Below are 16,414 nucleotides of genomic sequence, written 5' to 3'. Positions count from 1 at the left end.
GTCTTGACCCGAACGCTGACTACGGTTAGTGTAGGCAGCACGATCGAACGATCGTGCTATTCTCTGCGAGTCACCAACCCATACCAGCCATGTCCACTGCGCCCCAGACCCGGGCGGCCACCGCCGCCAGGCCGCTCCATCCCTTTGACGACGCGCTGGCGCTGGAGCCGGCCGGCGAGCACCGCTTCCTGGGCCGCACCACGCCCGAGTACTGGAACATGATCGGTCCGTTCGGCGGCATCACCGCCGCCACGCTGCTGCAGGCGGCGCTGGACCATCCGCAGCGCCTGGGCGACCCGGTCTCGCTGACGGTCAACTTTGCCGGGCCGATCGCCGAGGGTCCGTTCGAGATCGAGGCGCGCCCGGTGCGCACCAACCGCTCGACCCAGCACTGGACGCTGGAGCTGCGCCAGGGCGATGCCGTGGCCACCACCGCCACCGCCATGTTTGCGGTGCGCCGCGAGACCTGGGCCTGCGGCGAGGCGCTGATGCCGGAGGTGCCGGCGGCCGAAGCCCTCGTGGCGATGAGCGGGTTTGCGCCGGTGCGCTGGCTCAAGTCCTACGACATGCGCCCGGTGCGCGGCGCCAAGCCGACCGCCGAGGCCGGCACCGAGCACCCGGACAGCCTGACGCAGTTCTGGCTGCGCGACGCGCCGGCGCGCACGCCGGACTTTGCCGCGGTGGCGGCCTGGGCCGACAGCTTCTACCCGCGCATCTTCCTCAAGCGCGCGGGCTTCGTGCCGGCCGGCACGGTGTCGATGACCACCTATTTCCATGCCGACGCGGCCACGCTGGCGGCGCTGGGCGACAGCCACGTGCTGGCCAGCGCGCAGGCGCAGGTGTTCAGGCAGGGCTTCTTCGACCAGCGCGCGCAGCTATGGAGCGCCGGCGGCGAGCTGATCGCCAGCTCGCACCAGATCGTCTACTACAAGGAGTGAGGCAGGCGCGGGCTCAGGCGATCGCTTCGCGCGCCTGGGCCTCGTAGCGATGCACGGTGTGGCGCATGGCCCAGAGCAGCATCACGCCGGGCAGCGCCACCACCACGGTGCCCAGGTAGAACGGCGCCCAGCCCCAGGCCTCGACCATATAGCCGGAAGTGGGCCCCACATAGACCCGGCCCACCGACGCCAGCGCCGACAGCAGCGCGTACTGCGTGGCCGAGAACGAGCGGTTGCACAGCGTCATCAGCAGCGCCACGAAGGCCGCCGTGCCCATGCCCCCGCACAGGTTTTCGACCGCAATGGTCGCTCCCATGGTCCACAGGTGCGGCGGCGTCACCGCGAGGATCCAGTAGCCCAGGTTAGACACCGCCTGCAGCACGCCGAACAGCATCAGCGAGCGGTACAGGCCCAGGCGCACCATCAGCGTGCCGCCGAACAGCGCGCCGATGATGGTGGCGGCCAGCCCCAGGGTCTTGTTGACGATGCCCACCTCGCCCGCCGAGAAGCCCACGCCGCGGATCAGGAAGGTGGTCGACAGGCTGCCGGCAAAGGCGTCGCCGAGCTTGTACAGCACGATCAGCAGCAGCAGCCACCACGCGCCCTGGCGGCCAAAGAAGTCGCGCAGCGGCCCGACCACCGCCTCTTCCAGCGAGCGCGGCGCGCGTGCGGGCACGTCGGGTTCCGGTGCCCACAGCAGCGTGACGATACCCACGCCCATCAGCGCCGCCATCAGCAGGTAGGTCTGCTGCCAGCCCAGCACGCGGTCGGCCAGCCATAACGCCAGGCCGCCCGAGACCAGCATCGCCAGCCGGTAGCCCAGCACCTTGACCGCCGCGCCGGCGCCGCGCTCGGGCGGGCGCAGCACGTCGGTGCTGTAGGCGTCGAAGACGATGTCCTGCGAGGCCGACAGGAAGGCCACCAGCGTGGCCAGCGCCGCCAGCGTCCACAGCGCCTCGCGCGGCGGGCAGAAGGCCATGCCGGCGATGCCCAGCACCAGCCCCAGCTGCGTCACCAGCAGCCAGCCGCGCCGGCGCCCCAGCAGCGGCGGCGTGTAGCGGTCCATCAGCGGCGCCCACAGGAACTTGAAGATATAGGCCTGGCCCACCAGCGAGAAGAAGCCGATGGTCTTGATATCCAGCCCCTCGACCGTCATCCATGCCTGCAGGGTGCCGGAGGTCAGCGCCAGCGGCAGCCCGGAGGCGAAGCCCAGCGCCAGCATGGCGCCGATGCGGCGGTTGCGGAAGATATCGAGATAGGTCTGGAAGGTCATGAACGGGCCGGCGTGAAGCGCCGCGCGGCTGCGCGGGCGCCGTGTATTATTGCATCACCTGTTTGCCTGCCCGCCACATGCGGCACGGCATCGTTGCCGCGGATCACCGATCCGCCTGCCTGGTCTTCCACTGCGTCCGAGGAACCGCAAATGCTCCGCCGCCTGCAAGGTGTTCAGCGTCCTACCCGTGACCGGCTGGTCCGCGCGCTGGCGCTGGCCGCGGTGGCGGCGCCCATGGCCTGGTGCCTGCCCGCCCAGGCGCAGGACAGCGAGGCTGGCGGCATCCGGCTGGACCGCAGCGGCTCGGCCGTGCGCAAGATCGTGCCGGTCGAGGCCATCGAGCAGCAGGCCGCGCAGGAATACGAGCAGCTCAAGCAGGAAGCCATCGCCAAGCATGCACTGGCCGCCGCCGACAACCCGCAGCTGGTGCGCCTGCGCACGATCGGCAAGCGGCTGCTGCCGCAGACCGCACGCTGGAACGAGCGCGCGCGGCAGTGGCAGTGGGAGATCAACCTGATCGGCTCCAGGCAGGTCAATGCGTTCTGCATGCCGGGCGGCAAGATCGCTTTCTATACCGGGTTGCTCGACCAGCTCAAGCTGACCGACGACGAGATCGCCATGGCGATGGGCCACGAGATCGCCCACGCGCTGCAGGAGCATGCGCGCGAGCGCGCCGCCAAGTCCGAGATCACCAACCTCGGCGCCAACGTGATCTCGCAGCTGTTCGGCTTCGGCAACCTTGGCAATATGGCGCTCGGCACCGGCGCCCACCTGCTGACGCTGCGCTTCTCGCGTGCGGATGAATCCGAGGCGGACCTGATCGGCATGGATATCGCCGCGCGCGCCGGCTATGATCCGCGCGCCGCGGTGTCGCTGTGGCAGAAAATGGGCAAGGTGAGCCAGTCCGGCACCGAGTTCCTGTCCACGCATCCGTCCGGGCGGAGCCGCATCGCCGACCTGGAGAAGCACCTGCCGGAGGTGCTGCCGCTCTATGCGCGCGCGAGCAATACCACGGTGGAGAAGCTGCCGCCATACCGCGCCAATATGGCGGGCCTGGGCGGCGCGCCGGTGGACAGCGGCGACGACGACCGGCAAAAGCCGCTGCAACGCTGAGCGGTCCGCTGACGCCAATGAAAAAAGCCGGCAATGCCGGCTTTTTCCTCATTCAGGGCTGGCTGCAGCGTCAGGCGCGCAGCCCCGTGGCCTCGTCGGCGCCCACATGCACGTTCATGCATTGCACCGCGGCGCCGGCCGCGCCCTTGCCCAGGTTGTCCAGGCGAGCCACCAGGTTCAGGCGCTCGGCATTGCCGAACACGAACAGGTCGACACGGTTGGTGTCGTTGTTGGCCTGCACGTCGAAGAAGCCGCCGTCGAGGTTGTCGGCGCTGTTGTACGGCATCACGCGCACGAACTGCTCGCCTTCATAGTGCTTGCGGTAGATCTCGACGATCTGCTCGGCGCTGACCTTGCGCGCCAGCCGGTCCGTGAACACCGGCACCGTCACCGCCAGGCCCTTCAGGAAGTTGCCGACGATCGGGTTGAAGACCGGCGCCTGCGCCAGGCCGGCCTGCACGCGCATCTCGGGCAGGTGCTTGTGTTCCAGGCCCAGCGCGTACGGACGCGGGCTGTCCAGCTTCGGGTTACCGCCGGCTTCGAACTCGGCAATCATCGACTTGCCGCCGCCGCTGTAGCCGGTCAGCGAGAACGCCGAAACCGGGTAGTCGGCTGGCAGCACGCCGGCGTCCACCAGCGGACGCACTGCCAGCACGAAGGCGCTGGCGTGGCAGCCCGGCACCGCAATGCGCTTGCTGTCGCGGATCTTCTCGCGCTGGCCGCGCGCCAGCTCGGGCAGGCCGTAGGCCCAGCTGTCGGCGGTGCGGAACGCCGTGCTGGCGTCGATCACGCAGGTGTTCGGGTTGGTCACCAGCGATACCGCCTCGCGCGAGGCCACATCGGGCAGGCACAGGAAGGCGACGTCGGCGGCATTCAGGAATCGTGCTCGTTCGGCCGGGTCCTTGCGCTTGTCATCGGCAATGCGCAGCAGTTCCACGTCGGAACGGCCGGAAAGATAGTCAAGCAGCCGGAGACCGGTGGTGCCTTCCTGACCATCGACGAACACTTTGAAAACCATGGCTGACTCACTCAATGAAGTGCGGGGGAATGCTTTGGATATGAGAAATCTCCCCTGCCGGGCGCTGTGGGAGGGTAGGAGCATACCATTGCTGGCCTGCTCCCCCCTAAGAACCGTACGTGCGAGTTTCCTCGCATACGGCTCAAGCCTTCACAAAGTGCTCAAGAGACATCAAACACCGGCTTCACAACGGTTCTACCGTGCTGGTGTACCTGGATATGACAGTTCGGATGCAGCAATACTCGATTTCCTAGAGCGTCCGACCCACCGTGGGCCCGGTAGACGATGTGGTGGTCATCCCACCCGGTCTCTTTGGTTATCTTGCACTGACACACCGCGCACAAGCCCCGCTGGTCGACATACAGCTTGATCCACTGTTTCCGGTGAGACATGTTTTCCAACATGCGGTCCCGGCGTAGATTTTCGCCATACATTTCCTGCGCTGGATCGAAGGGGTTGAACTCCCCTCGAATCTTCTTGTGCCTTCTAATGGGCGTGCTGGCAAGCGAGTACAACTCCTGCCAACGCCGTTCCCCATCATCTTCCACAAACTCGGTCCCGAACACCCAGTTCCGATCGCCAAACGACGCGAAGTACTTCTTCCGCACCCATTCGGCATTCTTTCCTCGGTGCCGCCGTTTCGCCCACCAGAGCAGAGCGCGGAAGATACTGCGCTCCATTTTGTTGAACGACTCTTTCGCCACAACTGGACTGTGATACTGTGCCCAGCCTCTCAGCATCGGGTTCAGCAGGCGGATAAGATTCTCCTGCTTTGCCGTCTTATTGGCGCTGATGACCTCCTTCACCTTGCGGTAGAACGCTTGCGCGTTTTTCTTGCTCGGTTTGATGAGCAGCGTTCCCGAGTACTTCCGGAAATTCCACCCGAGGAAGTCGAAACCCTCGGCTATGCTGACGATCCGCGTTTTCTCCGTGGACAGTGAAAGCCCCCGTGTTGCTAGGAACCTTTCTACCCACGGTTTCACTTCGTTAGCTAATACCTCCGGCGTGTTGCCGGTGATTACGAAGTCGTCCGCGTAACGTACAACATTGACCTTGAGCCGCTTCGCGTTGTTGACGCCCAGTGTCGTCCGTAAGAACTCCACCAGTTGCCGTTCCAACCCGTTTAGCGCCACGTTTGCCAAGGTTGGGGAAATAATGCCCCCCTGTGGCGTACCGGCTTCGGTCGCCTGAAACTGGCCCTGAAATACCACGCCAGCTTTCAACCACTTCCGAAGGATTGCTTTGTCCATTGGGACATTGCGCTCCAGCCAGTCATGGCTGATGTGGTCGAAGCACCCGCGGATATCCGCCTCTAGTACCCATTGGGCCGAAGCCTTTTGGGATAAAGAGACGAAAAGCTGGGACATGGCATCCGCCGTGGATCGATTGATCCGGAACCCATAAGAGTTCGGATCGCTTGTCCCCTCGGACACCGGCTCCAGCGCCAGCAGATACAGCGCCTGCATGGCCCGGTCCAACATGGTCGGAATACCCAGAGGGCGTTCCTTTCCATTAGCTTTGGGAATGAAGACCCGCCGCAGTGGCAGAGGTCGATACCCCCGGCGCTTCAACCGTCCGATGGCTTGCCACCGAACTTCAGGCGAGTCCCAGAGCTCGCGGTCGACACCTGCCGTCCGCTTACCTTGGTTCTCCGTCACTCGTCGTACCGCCGATGCCTTGGCGGAGAACGAGCGGGTCAGAGACCGTTGCAGGGCTTTCACCCTGCGCCAATCCCTTTCCTGTGTCGCCTTCGCAATTCGAATCTGCATTGCCCGGACATTCCGGTCGACGCAGCGCCAATTGATGTCGCCCCATCGTTGCGGAATGCCGGAGGGCGCAGATTCATCCTCGCGGATCAATGCTTCCATGCTGCTCTCCTATCTTGAGGACTTCCCCAAACAGCAGAGACAACATGCCCCTTGAGGGGCATGTCACCCCCCAAGGGAAGAAAATTAAACAAGCGAGTTCAGTCAGCCGTCTTGCGACGAAAGACCAGTTGGAAGTCTGCCCGCTTTCGCGTGGGATGATGTTTCAACCCCTATCCGGATCATTACAACCCGGCGTTCGCTTTTTCCAACCTCCCATACCCGCACAGCCGACAGCGTTCCTTGCGGTTCGCCTGCCAGAGCCATACTGCGCTCCGGCAGCCATACGGGCTTACCACGTTCCCTGCGCGTTACAAGACCGGGTTAGGGCCTGCCTCTCCACCGGTGGTCTGTTGACGACGTATCCCGAGTTCTCAGCGGAATATCCGACCACGTACCTTTTGGTTAGTGCCTATCAGCAGCTTTGGCACAGCAATGCTCACGGTGTTTAACAGCAGTTCACTTACATTACCCATACCAGTCAGCCTGGCTCCTCGACCCCATTGCTGCTCGGAGTCTCTACGCCCCTATCTCACGATAGGGACGCACCCTTGCGGGGGCTACGTTGTCAGGAGAGCTTCATACCCCGCCGTTACCAGCGACGCATGTCTCCCTAGGCTACTGTCAGTCGCATGACAGGTTCTCTATCGAGGCACCCTCGCGGGCGTACTCGACCGAACCATAACGCGCAGAGCTATACGCTCCGGGGAAACCTCACTTCATTACTTGAGTGCCGCCATGTCGGCAGGCGCTTGACGGAAGAGGGGCCCTTGCGGGCTCATGTCTCCGTCCCAAAGGCGTAGCGCCGATCCTGCTGGATCGGTTTAAATGCTATGTGGCTTTTGCGCAACAAAAACAGCCGTCGCACGTCCGCCCGCACCCTCCTTGGAGGGGCGTTTATAGGGAATCTGCCCAAAGGCGAGCGTCCCCACCTTTGGGCAATGGCTGGAAATCCATCCAGCAAATAGCAAGCTGCGAGTTGACCGATACGCTGGCCTTCCCACAACACATGGACTCGCTCCAGCCTTGCGGCCGGGCTTGTCAAAGCAAGAAATGGTTGAGATTGGACGGTTCAGGCCAAAGCCTTCTCCTTGTCTCAACAGAGGTCGATGCTCTTAACGTAGAGCTGCCGGACACGAAGTGCGTGTCGCACGGGAACCTGCATTGTAGCGGGGATGGGGGCCGGTCGCAGGGGTTTGTACGGATTGGATTATTGCGATTTGGCACAGTTCGCGGCTTGCAGCTTCTAACCAAGTAGGTTAATTTGCATGGGGAAGGGAACGGCGCATTACCCGCTGTGGCGGGTCCGGGAGTTGATTGCGGCAGGGCGGGTCAGCTTGACGATGGCAGCGTTCCAGGGCGCCAGGAACATGTGTCTCGCCCGCGGCGACGTCCTTGATGTAGTCGCCAGGATCCAGCCCGCCGACTTCTACAAAAGCATGACGACCTACGTCGACCATACCGTCTGGCAGGATGTGTATCGCCCATGCACATCGTATGGAGCGATATACCTGAAGCTGACAGTGACCGAGGAAGTCCTGATTGTGTCGTTCAAGGCGCGCTAGCGCGTGCGCCGCCTTGCCAGAGGAGCTGTCTATGCGATGCCCAGTATGTGGAGGCGCCGAACTCGAAAGGGGGCGGAAAGACTTTGTCTATACCTACCGTGGCGAGTCCACGGTAATCGAAGCGGTCCTTGCCGACTGGTGTGCTCAGTGTGGAGAAGGTGTGCTGGGCCAGGAAGAGGAAGAGCGGATCGGACCGCTGGCGCTCGCCTTCAACAAGCAAGTCAACGCCTCGCTTGTCGATCCGACTTACATCATGCAAGTCCGCAAGAAACTCCACCTCGACCAGCGCGAAGCCGCAGAGATCTTCGGCGGCGGGGTCAATGCATTCTCGCGCTACGAGACTGGCCGGACCAAGCCGCCGCTTGCGCTGGTAAAACTGCTCAGGCTGCTGGACCGCCACCCGGAACTGCTTGAGGAGGTCCGGGCGGCCTGATGGCTGCGCTCAGAGCGGATAGTCGTAATCGATCGACAGCGGCGCGTGGTCGCTGAACTTCTCGTCCTTGTAGATCGAGCAAAGCCGCGCGGTATCGGCGATCTTCGGCGTGGCCAGGTGGTAATCGATCCGCCATCCCACGTTCTTGGCATAGGCCTGGCCGCGGTTGCTCCACCACGTGTACTGCTCGGGGCGCGGATCCAGCTTGCGGAACACGTCCACATAGCCATGGACGTCGAACAGTTCGCCGATCCAGGCGCGCTCCTCCGGCAGGAAGCCTGAGTTCTTCAGGTTGCCCTTCCAATTCTTGATGTCGATTTCCTTGTGCGCGATGTTGACGTCGCCGCACAGCACGATCTCGCGCCCGCTCGCCTTGAGTTGCAACAGGTGCGGCAGGAACGCTTCCATGAAGCGGAACTTGGCAAGCTGGCGTTCCTCGCCGCTGGAACCCGACGGCACGTAGACCGAGATCACTGCCAGGTGCGGATACTGCACTTCGACGTAGCGGCCCTCGCTGTCGAACTCGGAATTACCGAAGCCGGTGACCACCCGCTCCGGCTTGTGCCGCGTGTACAGGCCCACGCCGCTGTAGCCCTTCTTCTCGGCGTAATGGAAAAAACCATGGTAGCCATGTGGCGCCAGGAACGCTTCGGTCATGTCGGCCTCCTGGGCCTTCAGTTCCTGCACGCAGACCATGTCCGCGTCCTGCTTGCCCATCCAGTCGAAAAAGCCCTTCTTCGACGCGGAGCGGATGCCGTTGAGGTTGGCGCTGATAATCCGTAACATTCGGGGAAATTTTGAATTCAGAGAGAAATGATGACGCAGCAGAAACCGCCCGCGGGTGCCGATCTCAGCCAGACCTTTATCCGCTTTGCGCTCGATGCGGGTGTGCTGTCGTTTGGCGAGTTCGTCACCAAGGCCGGCCGCAAGTCGCCTTACTTCTTCAATGCCGGCCTGTTCAACCAGGGTGCGATGCTGGGCGAGGTGGCGCAATTCTATGCCAAAACGCTGCTGGCCTCGGGCGTGCAGTTCGACGTGCTGTTCGGGCCGGCCTACAAGGGCATCACGCTGGCGTCGGCCACCGCGGTGGCGCTGGCTGGCATGGGACGTGACGTCGGCTTCGCCTACAACCGCAAGGAAGCCAAGGACCACGGCGAAGGCGGCACGCTGGTCGGGGCCAAGCTGCAGGGCAAGGTGGTCATCGTCGACGACGTGATCTCCGCCGGTACCTCGGTGCGCGAATCGGTAAACATGATCCGCGCCGCCGGCGCCGAGCCGGCCGCGGTGCTGATCGCACTGGATCGCATGGAGAAGAGCGGTACCGCCGAGCAGGTCGGCACCCATTCCGCCGTGCAGGACGTGCAGCGTGAGTATGGCATCCCGGTGATCACCATCGCCAGCCTGAAGGACCTGCTGGCTTACCTCGATGCGTCGCAGGACCCCGCGCTGTCGGCCTCGCGCGAGGCGGTGGCGGCCTATCGTCAGCGCTACGGCGTCTGAAACCGTTGATGGCAAGGGGCGCCGCCAAGCGGCGCCCGTTAAGCATCTGGCGGGCAGGCGGACTTTCCAATCGGCAGGAGCGCGGCGTGGCGGAAAAAGAACGGCAGGAGCGGCAAGTACGGCAAGTGCCGCAAGAGTGGCAGGAAAAGACGGCACGGCAGATGGCACGGCAGCCAACGCAGGCCAAAGCTGAAAGCGGCGCCAATGCCGATTCCCTGGCCGAACGCGGCGCGCAGGTGCAGCCGCGCAAGCCGGTGCGCCGGGCCGCCAAGGCCCCGGACCGGCCGGCGCACGAGGCCTATGCCGTGCGCGCGCTGGTGCTGCAGGGCGGCGGCGCGCTCGGGGCCTACCAGGCCGGCGTGTACCAGGGCCTTGCCGAGGGCGGCATCTACCCGAACTGGGTTGCCGGCATCTCGATCGGTGCGCTCAACGCCGCCATCATCGCCGGCAATCCGCCCCGGCGCCGCGTGGAACAACTGCGCGCCTTCTGGGAGTACATCTGCGCGCAGCCGTGGCTGCCCAGCCTGTCGCATTCCTGGTTCGCCGACCATGCCGAAGGCTGGCCCGAGCCAATGCGGATCTGGTTCGATGGCCTGCATGCAGCGCGTGCCATGCTGGAAGGCCAGCGTGGCTTCTTCCAGCCGCGCGGCTGGCCGGAGCTGATGTCGCGCTACTCGGACCCGAGCCATGTCAGCTTCTACGACACCACGCCGCTGAAGGCGACGCTCGAGCGTTTTGCCGACTTCGACCTGATCAACCACCGCCCCGACCTGATGCGCGTCTCGGTGGGGGCGGTCAATGTGCGCACCGGCAATTTCGCCTACTTCGACAATACCCGCGACAAGCTCTGCCCCGAGCATTTCATGGCCTCGGGCGCGCTGCCGCCGGGCTTTCCGGCGGTGGAGATCGATGGCGAGTACTACTGGGATGGCGGGCTGGTATCGAACACGCCGCTGGCCGAGGTGCTGACGGCGCAGCCGCGGCGCGACGCGCTGATTTTCCAGGTCGACCTGTGGAGCGCGCGCGGCAAGCTGCCGCACGACCTGGTCGACGTGGCCGAGCGCCAGAAGGACATCCAGTACTCCAGCCGCACGCGGGCCATTACCGACTACATGCGCGAGCAGCAGAACATGCGCCGCATGCTCAACGAGGTGATGGCGCTGGTGCCGCCGTCAAAGCACGACAACGCCTGGTACCGCCGCGCGGCGGAGCAGGCCTGCGACGCGCGCCGCAACGTAATCCAGCTGATCTACCGCGACAAGTCGTTCGAGAACCTGGCCAAGGACTACCAGTTCGGCGCGCTCACCATGCATGAGCACTGGACCAGCGGGCTGGACGATATCCGCCAGACCCTGCGCCACCCGCAATGGCTGGCGATGCCCAGCCGCGAGCACCCCTTCGTCACGCACGACGTGCACCGCGGCAACGGTGGCTGAGGCGGCCGGGCGGCTCAGTCGACCTTGGTACTGGCCAGTTCCGGCCGGGCGGGCGGGTAGGCCGGCTTCAGGTCCTCGAAGACCCTGGTCAGGATCTCCGCCACCATCAGGTTGCGGTGTGTCTTGGAGTCGGCCGGCACCACGTACCACGGGCATTCGGGCGTGCTGGTCGCCATGATGGCAGCCTCGTAGGCGTCCATGTAGGCCTTCCAGTGCTTGCGCTCGGCGAGGTCGTTGGTGTCGAACTTCCAGTGTTTCTCCGGATCCGCCAGGCGCGCTTCGAGCCGTGCCTTCTGCTCGTCGCGGGATATGTGCAGGAAGCACTTGACGATGGTGGTGCCGGTCTCGGTCAGCATCGACTCGAAGTCCCGGATCTGGCGGAAGCGCCGCTCGCACTCGGCGGCGTCGATCCAGTTGTGCACGCGCGTGATCAGTACGTCTTCATAGTGGCTGCGGTTGAAGACCACGATCTCGCCCGTCTTCGGAACCTGCAGGTGGATGCGCCATAGAAAGTCGCGCGCCAGTTCCTCCGGCGACGGGGACTTGAAGCCCACCACGCGGATGCCCAGCGGATCGAAGCTGCGGAACACGCCGCGCACGGTGCCGTCCTTGCCGCTGGTATCCATGCCCTGCAGCACCACCAGCAGCCTGCGCCGGTGCTCGGCGTAAAAGATATCCTGCTGCGCGTCGAGGGCGTTGCTCAGCTCGATGATGCGGGCCAGGTCTTCTTCTTTCTTGCCGCACGACAGCGGCTTGCTGCCCGGGTCGAAGTCGGCAAGGCGAAAACGCTTGCCTGAGGTAATGCGGAAATCGTCCAGCGGCATGGGCGCTCCATCGGTCTGACCAGCAAGATCAAGGGAATGAGCGCCCCGGCCGGGGCTCCGCGGCAAGGAATGCGGGGCGTGTGGACAGGGGCGCACAGCCCCTATGGTCAGGCCGGCAGGGCTGCCAGGTCAATGCTGCCTTCAAACACGGTGGTGGCCGGGCCGGTCATGCGCACCGGTTCCGCGCCGCCGTCCCAGGCAATGGTCAGATCGCCGCCGTGGGTATGCACCCGCACCGGCGAGTCCAGCAGGCCGCGCCGGATGCCGGCCACCACGGCCGCGCAGGCGCCGGTGCCGCAGGCCAGGGTTTCGCCGGCACCGCGTTCGTAGACGCGCAGCCGGATGGCATGGCGGTCCTGCACCTGCATGAAGCCGGCATTGACGCGGTTGGGGAAGGCGGCATGGTGCTCCACCACCGGGCCGTCCTGCAGCACCGGGAAGTTCTCCACGTCGTCCACCACCTGCACCGCGTGCGGATTGCCCATCGATACCGCCGAGATCCATTCGGTGCGGCCGTTGACCTCCAGGCCGTACAGCGTGTCCGCGCCTTCCGCGCGGGTGGGCAGGCCTTCCGCACGGAACGGCACGCGCGCCGGTTCCAGTTCGGGCGCACCCATGTCCACCGTGACCTGGCCGTCGTCCTGCAGCGTCAGGGTAATGACGCCGTTCATCACTTCGACGCGCACCGAGCGCTTGTCGGTCATGCCCTTGTCGGTGACAAAACGCACAAAGCAGCGCGCGCCGTTGCCGCAGTGCTCCACCTCGCTGCCATCGGCATTGACGATCCGGTAGCGGAAGTCGACATCGGGGCGGGACGGCTTTTCAACGATCAGGATCTGGTCAGCGCCAACGCCGAAATGCCGGCTGGCCAGCGCACGCCATTGCGCCGGGGTCAGGTCGATCTGCTGGTGGATGCCGTCGAGCACGACAAAGTCGTTGCCCGCGCCGTGCATCTTGGTGAACTGGAGTTTCATGGTGGGGATTGTAGCTGCGCGGCGCCGGACGTGCCGGCGCGCTCAGTAGATCTCGGGCTCGCCCGGCAGGCGGTGCTTGAAGCGCTTGTGCACCCAGTAGTACTCGGGTACGCGCGGGCGGATGCAGTCCTCGAAGAAGGCATTCATGCGGCGCGTGTCGTCGGTGACGCTTGCGCCGGGGTAGTCTTCCCAGGGCGGCAGGATGCGCAGCACATAGCCCTGGTAGTCGGGCAGCATCTCGGTGTAGATCGGCACGACCTTGGCCCCGGTCAGGCGCGCCAGCCGCGATACCGAGGTCAGTGTCAGCGCCTGCACGCCGAAGAACGGCACGAACTCCGAGTCGCGCTCGCCGAAATCCATGTCGGCGATCAGCTGCAGGGCCTGGCCCTTCTTCAGGCAGCGCAGGATGTCGCGCGCGCTGTCGTTGCGCGAGATCATGTTGGCGCCGAAGCGCCCGCGCGCGTGCTTCAGGAAGTGGTCGAACAGGTCGTTCTTCTGCCTGGTATAGAGCGATGCGCCGGAGCGGCCGAGATGCTCGCGCAGGTCGATGGTGAGTCGGATCGCACCGGCTTCCACGCCCGACAGGTGCAGCGTCACCAGGATATGCGGGGTGCCATCCAGGGCCACCAGGCCGGCCTGGTCGTCGATCTGCACCCAGCGGCGCATCTGCGCCTCACTGCCGGTCCAGAAGATGCCGCGTTCGGCAAAGCTGCGGAACAGGATGCGGAAGCTCTGCCGCGACAGTTCATCGATTTCGGCCTCGGTCCGGTCCGGGAAACACAGGCGCAGGTTGGCCTGCACCACGCGGCGCCGCTCGCTCGGCACCAGGTAGAGCAGGCTTCCCAGCGCCTCGCCGAAGCGCGCGACGAACGGATATGGCAGCTTGCCCAGCACCGTCAGCAAGCCGATGCCAAGCCACGTGAACACACGGCTCATGAAATCGATCGATCAGTGGCCGGCTCGGTATCATTGCCCGGCGCGTCCGGGGTACCCGCTCCGGCGGGTTGCTTGTAGCGGTTGTAAGCCCACAGGTACTGCGTGGGGCACAGGCCCACCAGTTCCTCGATAGTCCGGTTGATGACCGCGGCAGCGGCGGCAGGATCGTCCGGCAGCATGCCGCCGTCGTTGATCACGCGCAGGTGGCCGCGATAGCCGGCGCCGCGCGGCAGGCGCTCGGCAAAGACCGCCACCACCGGCGCGCCGGTCAGCTGCTGCAGCCGGTGCACCAGTGCCATGGTATAGGCCGGCTTGCCGAAGAACGGCGCCCAGTTGCCCTCGCCGCCGCTGGGCACCTGGTCGGGCAGGATGCCCACCGCCTGGCCGCGCTTGAGTGCCTTGACCAGCATGCGCACACCGCGCGGCGTGGCCGGCGCCATGTGCATGCCGGGCCGGGTGCGCATTTTTTCGATCCAGTCGCGCAGCCAGGGCTGGTGCGGCGGCTTGAACAGGGCGGTGACCGGGCGCTGCAGCGCGTGGGACTGCGGCAGCACTTCAAAGCAGCCCAGGTGCGGGGTCAGGATGATGATGCCCTTGCCGCGCGCCTGCAGCTTGCCCAGCTCGGGCCACAGGTAGTCGTCAAAGCCATGCAGCTTCGCACCGATCTTGCTGCGGCTCCAGAAGTAGGGCATCTCGACGATCATGCGTCCGGCCGAACGGGCCGCTTCGTCGATCATCGCATCGGTGGCGTCGGGAAACGCCTGGCGGAAGTTCTCCCGCAGGCGCTGGCCGTAGCGGCCGGGCAGGCGCGCGCTCAGCAGTCCGAGCGCGCCGCCCGCGGCTTGCAGCAGCCGCAGGGGAAAACGGGAGATCAGCCAGAATAAAAAGGTCATCAGGCGCGAAAAGCGGGTCTGCTACGGGTCTGTGCCGGGGAACAGACGGGCAGGCAGCGTTTTTTCTATGGCGGTATTCAGTTCCGCGCGCAGCGTGCCGTCATCGGATTCATCTGGGCACGGTGCCCCCGGCTGGTTGGCAGGGTGCCGTACCGTACCGTTGGCGCGCTGCAACGAGCCCGGCAGGCGCGTATAATAGCGTGTATCGCCGAGTTAACTGACAACTTGCGGGGCGATGCGGCTCTAACCGGGCTGCTTGAAATACCGCTAAAGCGTCGCCGCCATGAACTGATCGGGCTGGCACGCAATAGCCAACTTGGAGAATAAGTTCGTGGCAAACGACTTCCTTTTTACTTCGGAATCCGTCTCCGAAGGCCATCCCGATAAGGTCGCCGACCAGATTTCCGACGCCGTCCTCGACGCCATCCTGGCCCAGGACAAGTACGCGCGTGTGGCGGCCGAGACGCTTTGCAACACCGGTCTGGTGGTGCTGGCTGGGGAAATCACCACGACTGCCAACGTCGACTATATCCAGATCGCGCGCGACACGATCAAGCGCATCGGCTACGACAACACCGATTACGGCATCGACTACAAGGGCTGCGCGGTGCTGGTCGCCTATGACAAGCAATCGCCCGACATCGCCCAAGGCGTGGACCGCGCCTCCGACGACTACCTGAACCAGGGTGCCGGCGACCAGGGCCTGATGTTCGGCTACGCCTGCGACGAGACCCCGGAACTGATGCCGTTCCCGATCTACTACGCCCACCGCCTGGTCGAGCGCCAGTCGCTGCTGCGCCGCGACGGCCGCCTGCCCTGGCTGCGCCCGGACGCCAAGTCGCAGGTGACGGTGCGTTATGTCGACGGCAAGCCGCACAGCGTGGATACCGTGGTGCTGTCGACCCAGCATTCGCCGGACATCACCCAGGCCCAGATCCGCGAAGCCGTGATCGAGGAAATCATCAAGCCGGTGCTGCCGGCCGAGATGCTGAAGGAAACCAAGTACCTGGTGAACCCGACCGGGCGCTTCGTCATTGGCGGCCCGCAGGGCGACTGCGGCCTGACCGGGCGCAAGATCATCGTCGATACCTACGGCGGCGCCTCGCCGCACGGTGGCGGCGCGTTCTCGGGCAAGGACCCGTCCAAGGTCGACCGCTCGGCCGCCTACGCCGCGCGCTACGTTGCCAAGAACGTGGTGGCTTCGGGCCTGGCGCGCCAGTGCCAGGTGCAGGTCAGCTACGCCATCGGCGTGGCCCGCCCGATCAACGTGACGGTCTACACCGAAGGCACCGGCAAGATCCCCGACGCCAAGATCGCCGAGCTGGTGCAGGAGCACTTCGACCTGCGCCCGAAGGGCATCGTGCAGATGCTGGACCTGCTGCGCCCGATCTACGAGAAGACTGCCGCCTACGGCCACTTCGGCCGCGAAGAGCCGGAATTCTCTTGGGAAGCCACCGACAAGGCGGCTGCCCTGCGCGCCGCGGCCGGCCTGTAAGCGCCACCCGCGCCAGCAGCACTGACGGCAAGCCCCGCCGGCCCGCAAGGGCCCGCGGGGTTTTTTTACGCGGGCTTGATCCTGGTCCAGTCGCCGCGTGACGCCGGCGCCACGGCTGACGGCAGGGAGTAAAATCCCGCCATCCCCAGCC

General features: G+C 65.0%; 15 protein-coding genes. 7 read left to right on the top strand and 8 right to left on the bottom strand.

Annotated elements, in window-relative coordinates; all coding sequences use genetic code 11:
* Positions 1 to 89: 89 nt before the first annotated feature.
* On the top strand, positions 90 to 938 hold the full coding sequence (locus tag AC3WRR_RS28955) for an acyl-CoA thioesterase (RefSeq protein WP_010813305.1): 849 nt from the start codon (positions 90 to 92) through the stop codon (positions 936 to 938).
* A 13-nt stretch (positions 939 to 951) separates the two neighbouring features.
* On the opposite strand, the gene AC3WRR_RS28950 is transcribed toward AC3WRR_RS28955, so the two are convergent.
* Entirely contained in the window at positions 952 to 2,211 is a 1,260-nt protein-coding gene (locus AC3WRR_RS28950; RefSeq protein WP_010813306.1) for a muropeptide transporter, read from the bottom strand.
* A gap of 150 nt (positions 2,212 to 2,361) precedes the next feature.
* On the opposite strand from AC3WRR_RS28950, the gene AC3WRR_RS28945 reads away from it, so the two are divergent.
* Positions 2,362 to 3,324 carry a M48 family metallopeptidase gene (locus AC3WRR_RS28945; RefSeq protein WP_010813307.1) on the top strand — a complete coding sequence of 321 codons (963 nt, stop codon included), beginning with the start codon at positions 2,362 to 2,364 and terminating at the stop codon, positions 3,322 to 3,324.
* A gap of 70 nt (positions 3,325 to 3,394) precedes the next feature.
* Here AC3WRR_RS28945 and argC read toward each other — a convergent pair whose 3' ends face one another.
* A complete protein-coding gene (gene argC, locus AC3WRR_RS28940) occupies positions 3,395 to 4,342 on the bottom strand; it encodes an N-acetyl-gamma-glutamyl-phosphate reductase (protein WP_010813308.1) in 948 nt (315 codons plus the stop codon).
* 161 nt (positions 4,343 to 4,503) lie between these two features.
* A complete protein-coding gene (gene ltrA / locus AC3WRR_RS28935) occupies positions 4,504 to 6,210 on the bottom strand; it encodes a group II intron reverse transcriptase/maturase (protein ID WP_227458465.1) in 1,707 nt (568 codons plus the stop codon).
* A 1,265-nt stretch (positions 6,211 to 7,475) separates the two neighbouring features.
* On the opposite strand from ltrA, the gene AC3WRR_RS28930 reads away from it, so the two are divergent.
* Both AC3WRR_RS28930 and AC3WRR_RS28925 read left to right on the top strand, forming a co-directional pair.
* Positions 7,476 to 7,772 (top strand): type II toxin-antitoxin system MqsR family toxin, encoded by a 297-nt coding sequence (locus tag AC3WRR_RS28930; protein ID WP_010813309.1) that lies wholly within the window; start codon positions 7,476 to 7,478, stop codon positions 7,770 to 7,772.
* 31 nt (positions 7,773 to 7,803) lie between these two features.
* The gene (locus AC3WRR_RS28925) at positions 7,804 to 8,205 is read left to right on the top strand and encodes a type II toxin-antitoxin system MqsA family antitoxin (RefSeq protein WP_010813310.1); all 402 of its coding nucleotides are present in this window, start codon (positions 7,804 to 7,806) and stop codon (positions 8,203 to 8,205) included.
* 9 nt (positions 8,206 to 8,214) lie between these two features.
* Here AC3WRR_RS28925 and AC3WRR_RS28920 read toward each other — a convergent pair whose 3' ends face one another.
* Positions 8,215 to 8,991, bottom strand: coding sequence for an exodeoxyribonuclease III (locus tag AC3WRR_RS28920; protein ID WP_011614408.1), 777 nt, complete (start codon positions 8,989 to 8,991; stop codon positions 8,215 to 8,217).
* 27 nt (positions 8,992 to 9,018) lie between these two features.
* Here AC3WRR_RS28920 and pyrE point away from each other — a divergent pair, with 27 nt between their 5' ends.
* Complete coding sequence (pyrE, locus tag AC3WRR_RS28915) at positions 9,019 to 9,705, top strand: orotate phosphoribosyltransferase (RefSeq protein WP_492298773.1); 687 nt, start codon at positions 9,019 to 9,021, stop codon at positions 9,703 to 9,705.
* Positions 9,706 to 9,866: 161 nt separating this feature from the next.
* Positions 9,867 to 11,141 carry a patatin-like phospholipase family protein gene (locus AC3WRR_RS28910; protein WP_492298771.1) on the top strand — a complete coding sequence of 425 codons (1,275 nt, stop codon included), beginning with the start codon at positions 9,867 to 9,869 and terminating at the stop codon, positions 11,139 to 11,141.
* 14 nt (positions 11,142 to 11,155) lie between these two features.
* Here the strand turns inward: AC3WRR_RS28910 and AC3WRR_RS28905 are convergent, their stop codons facing one another.
* The 4 genes from AC3WRR_RS28905 to AC3WRR_RS28890 form a co-directional block, all read right to left on the bottom strand.
* A complete protein-coding gene (locus AC3WRR_RS28905) occupies positions 11,156 to 11,965 on the bottom strand; it encodes a polyphosphate kinase 2 family protein (protein ID WP_010813314.1) in 810 nt (269 codons plus the stop codon).
* A gap of 107 nt (positions 11,966 to 12,072) precedes the next feature.
* A complete protein-coding gene (gene dapF / locus AC3WRR_RS28900) occupies positions 12,073 to 12,939 on the bottom strand; it encodes a diaminopimelate epimerase (protein ID WP_010813315.1) in 867 nt (288 codons plus the stop codon).
* Between the two features lie 42 nt (positions 12,940 to 12,981).
* Positions 12,982 to 13,875, bottom strand: a complete 894-nt coding sequence (locus tag AC3WRR_RS28895) for a lipid A biosynthesis lauroyl acyltransferase (RefSeq protein ID WP_492298768.1) — start codon at positions 13,873 to 13,875, stop codon at positions 12,982 to 12,984.
* Positions 13,872 to 14,768, bottom strand: a complete 897-nt coding sequence (locus AC3WRR_RS28890; protein ID WP_010813317.1) for a lysophospholipid acyltransferase family protein — start codon at positions 14,766 to 14,768, stop codon at positions 13,872 to 13,874. The genes AC3WRR_RS28895 and AC3WRR_RS28890 overlap by 4 nt, the downstream gene beginning before the upstream one ends.
* A gap of 331 nt (positions 14,769 to 15,099) precedes the next feature.
* Here AC3WRR_RS28890 and metK point away from each other — a divergent pair, with 331 nt between their 5' ends.
* A complete protein-coding gene (gene metK / locus AC3WRR_RS28885; RefSeq protein ID WP_010813318.1) occupies positions 15,100 to 16,263 on the top strand; it encodes a methionine adenosyltransferase in 1,164 nt (387 codons plus the stop codon).
* Positions 16,264 to 16,414 lie beyond the last annotated feature (151 nt).

The sequence above is a fragment of the Cupriavidus sp. FW305-3-2-15-C-LB2 genome (assembly GCF_058787575.1).
This window is presented reverse-complemented; position numbering and strand designations above follow the sequence as displayed.

What these genes read in the sequence shown, in the direction of transcription:
- ltrA (WP_227458465.1), bottom strand. Translation starts at nt 6,210, where the DNA reads ATGGAAGCATTGATCCGCGAGGATGAATCTGCGCCCTCCGGCATTCCG.
- AC3WRR_RS28930 (WP_010813309.1), top strand. Translation starts at nt 7,476, where the DNA reads ATGGGGAAGGGAACGGCGCATTACCCGCTGTGGCGGGTCCGGGAGTTG.
- AC3WRR_RS28955 (WP_010813305.1), top strand. Translation starts at nt 90, where the DNA reads ATGTCCACTGCGCCCCAGACCCGGGCGGCCACCGCCGCCAGGCCGCTC.
- AC3WRR_RS28890 (WP_010813317.1), bottom strand. Translation starts at nt 14,768, where the DNA reads ATGACCTTTTTATTCTGGCTGATCTCCCGTTTTCCCCTGCGGCTGCTG.
- AC3WRR_RS28905 (WP_010813314.1), bottom strand. Translation starts at nt 11,965, where the DNA reads ATGCCGCTGGACGATTTCCGCATTACCTCAGGCAAGCGTTTTCGCCTT.
- dapF (WP_010813315.1), bottom strand. Translation starts at nt 12,939, where the DNA reads ATGAAACTCCAGTTCACCAAGATGCACGGCGCGGGCAACGACTTTGTC.
- pyrE (WP_492298773.1), top strand. Translation starts at nt 9,019, where the DNA reads ATGATGACGCAGCAGAAACCGCCCGCGGGTGCCGATCTCAGCCAGACC.
- AC3WRR_RS28925 (WP_010813310.1), top strand. Translation starts at nt 7,804, where the DNA reads ATGCGATGCCCAGTATGTGGAGGCGCCGAACTCGAAAGGGGGCGGAAA.
- AC3WRR_RS28945 (WP_010813307.1), top strand. Translation starts at nt 2,362, where the DNA reads ATGCTCCGCCGCCTGCAAGGTGTTCAGCGTCCTACCCGTGACCGGCTG.
- argC (WP_010813308.1), bottom strand. Translation starts at nt 4,342, where the DNA reads ATGGTTTTCAAAGTGTTCGTCGATGGTCAGGAAGGCACCACCGGTCTC.
- AC3WRR_RS28895 (WP_492298768.1), bottom strand. Translation starts at nt 13,875, where the DNA reads ATGAGCCGTGTGTTCACGTGGCTTGGCATCGGCTTGCTGACGGTGCTG.
- AC3WRR_RS28950 (WP_010813306.1), bottom strand. Translation starts at nt 2,211, where the DNA reads ATGACCTTCCAGACCTATCTCGATATCTTCCGCAACCGCCGCATCGGC.
- AC3WRR_RS28910 (WP_492298771.1), top strand. Translation starts at nt 9,867, where the DNA reads ATGGCACGGCAGCCAACGCAGGCCAAAGCTGAAAGCGGCGCCAATGCC.
- AC3WRR_RS28920 (WP_011614408.1), bottom strand. Translation starts at nt 8,991, where the DNA reads ATGTTACGGATTATCAGCGCCAACCTCAACGGCATCCGCTCCGCGTCG.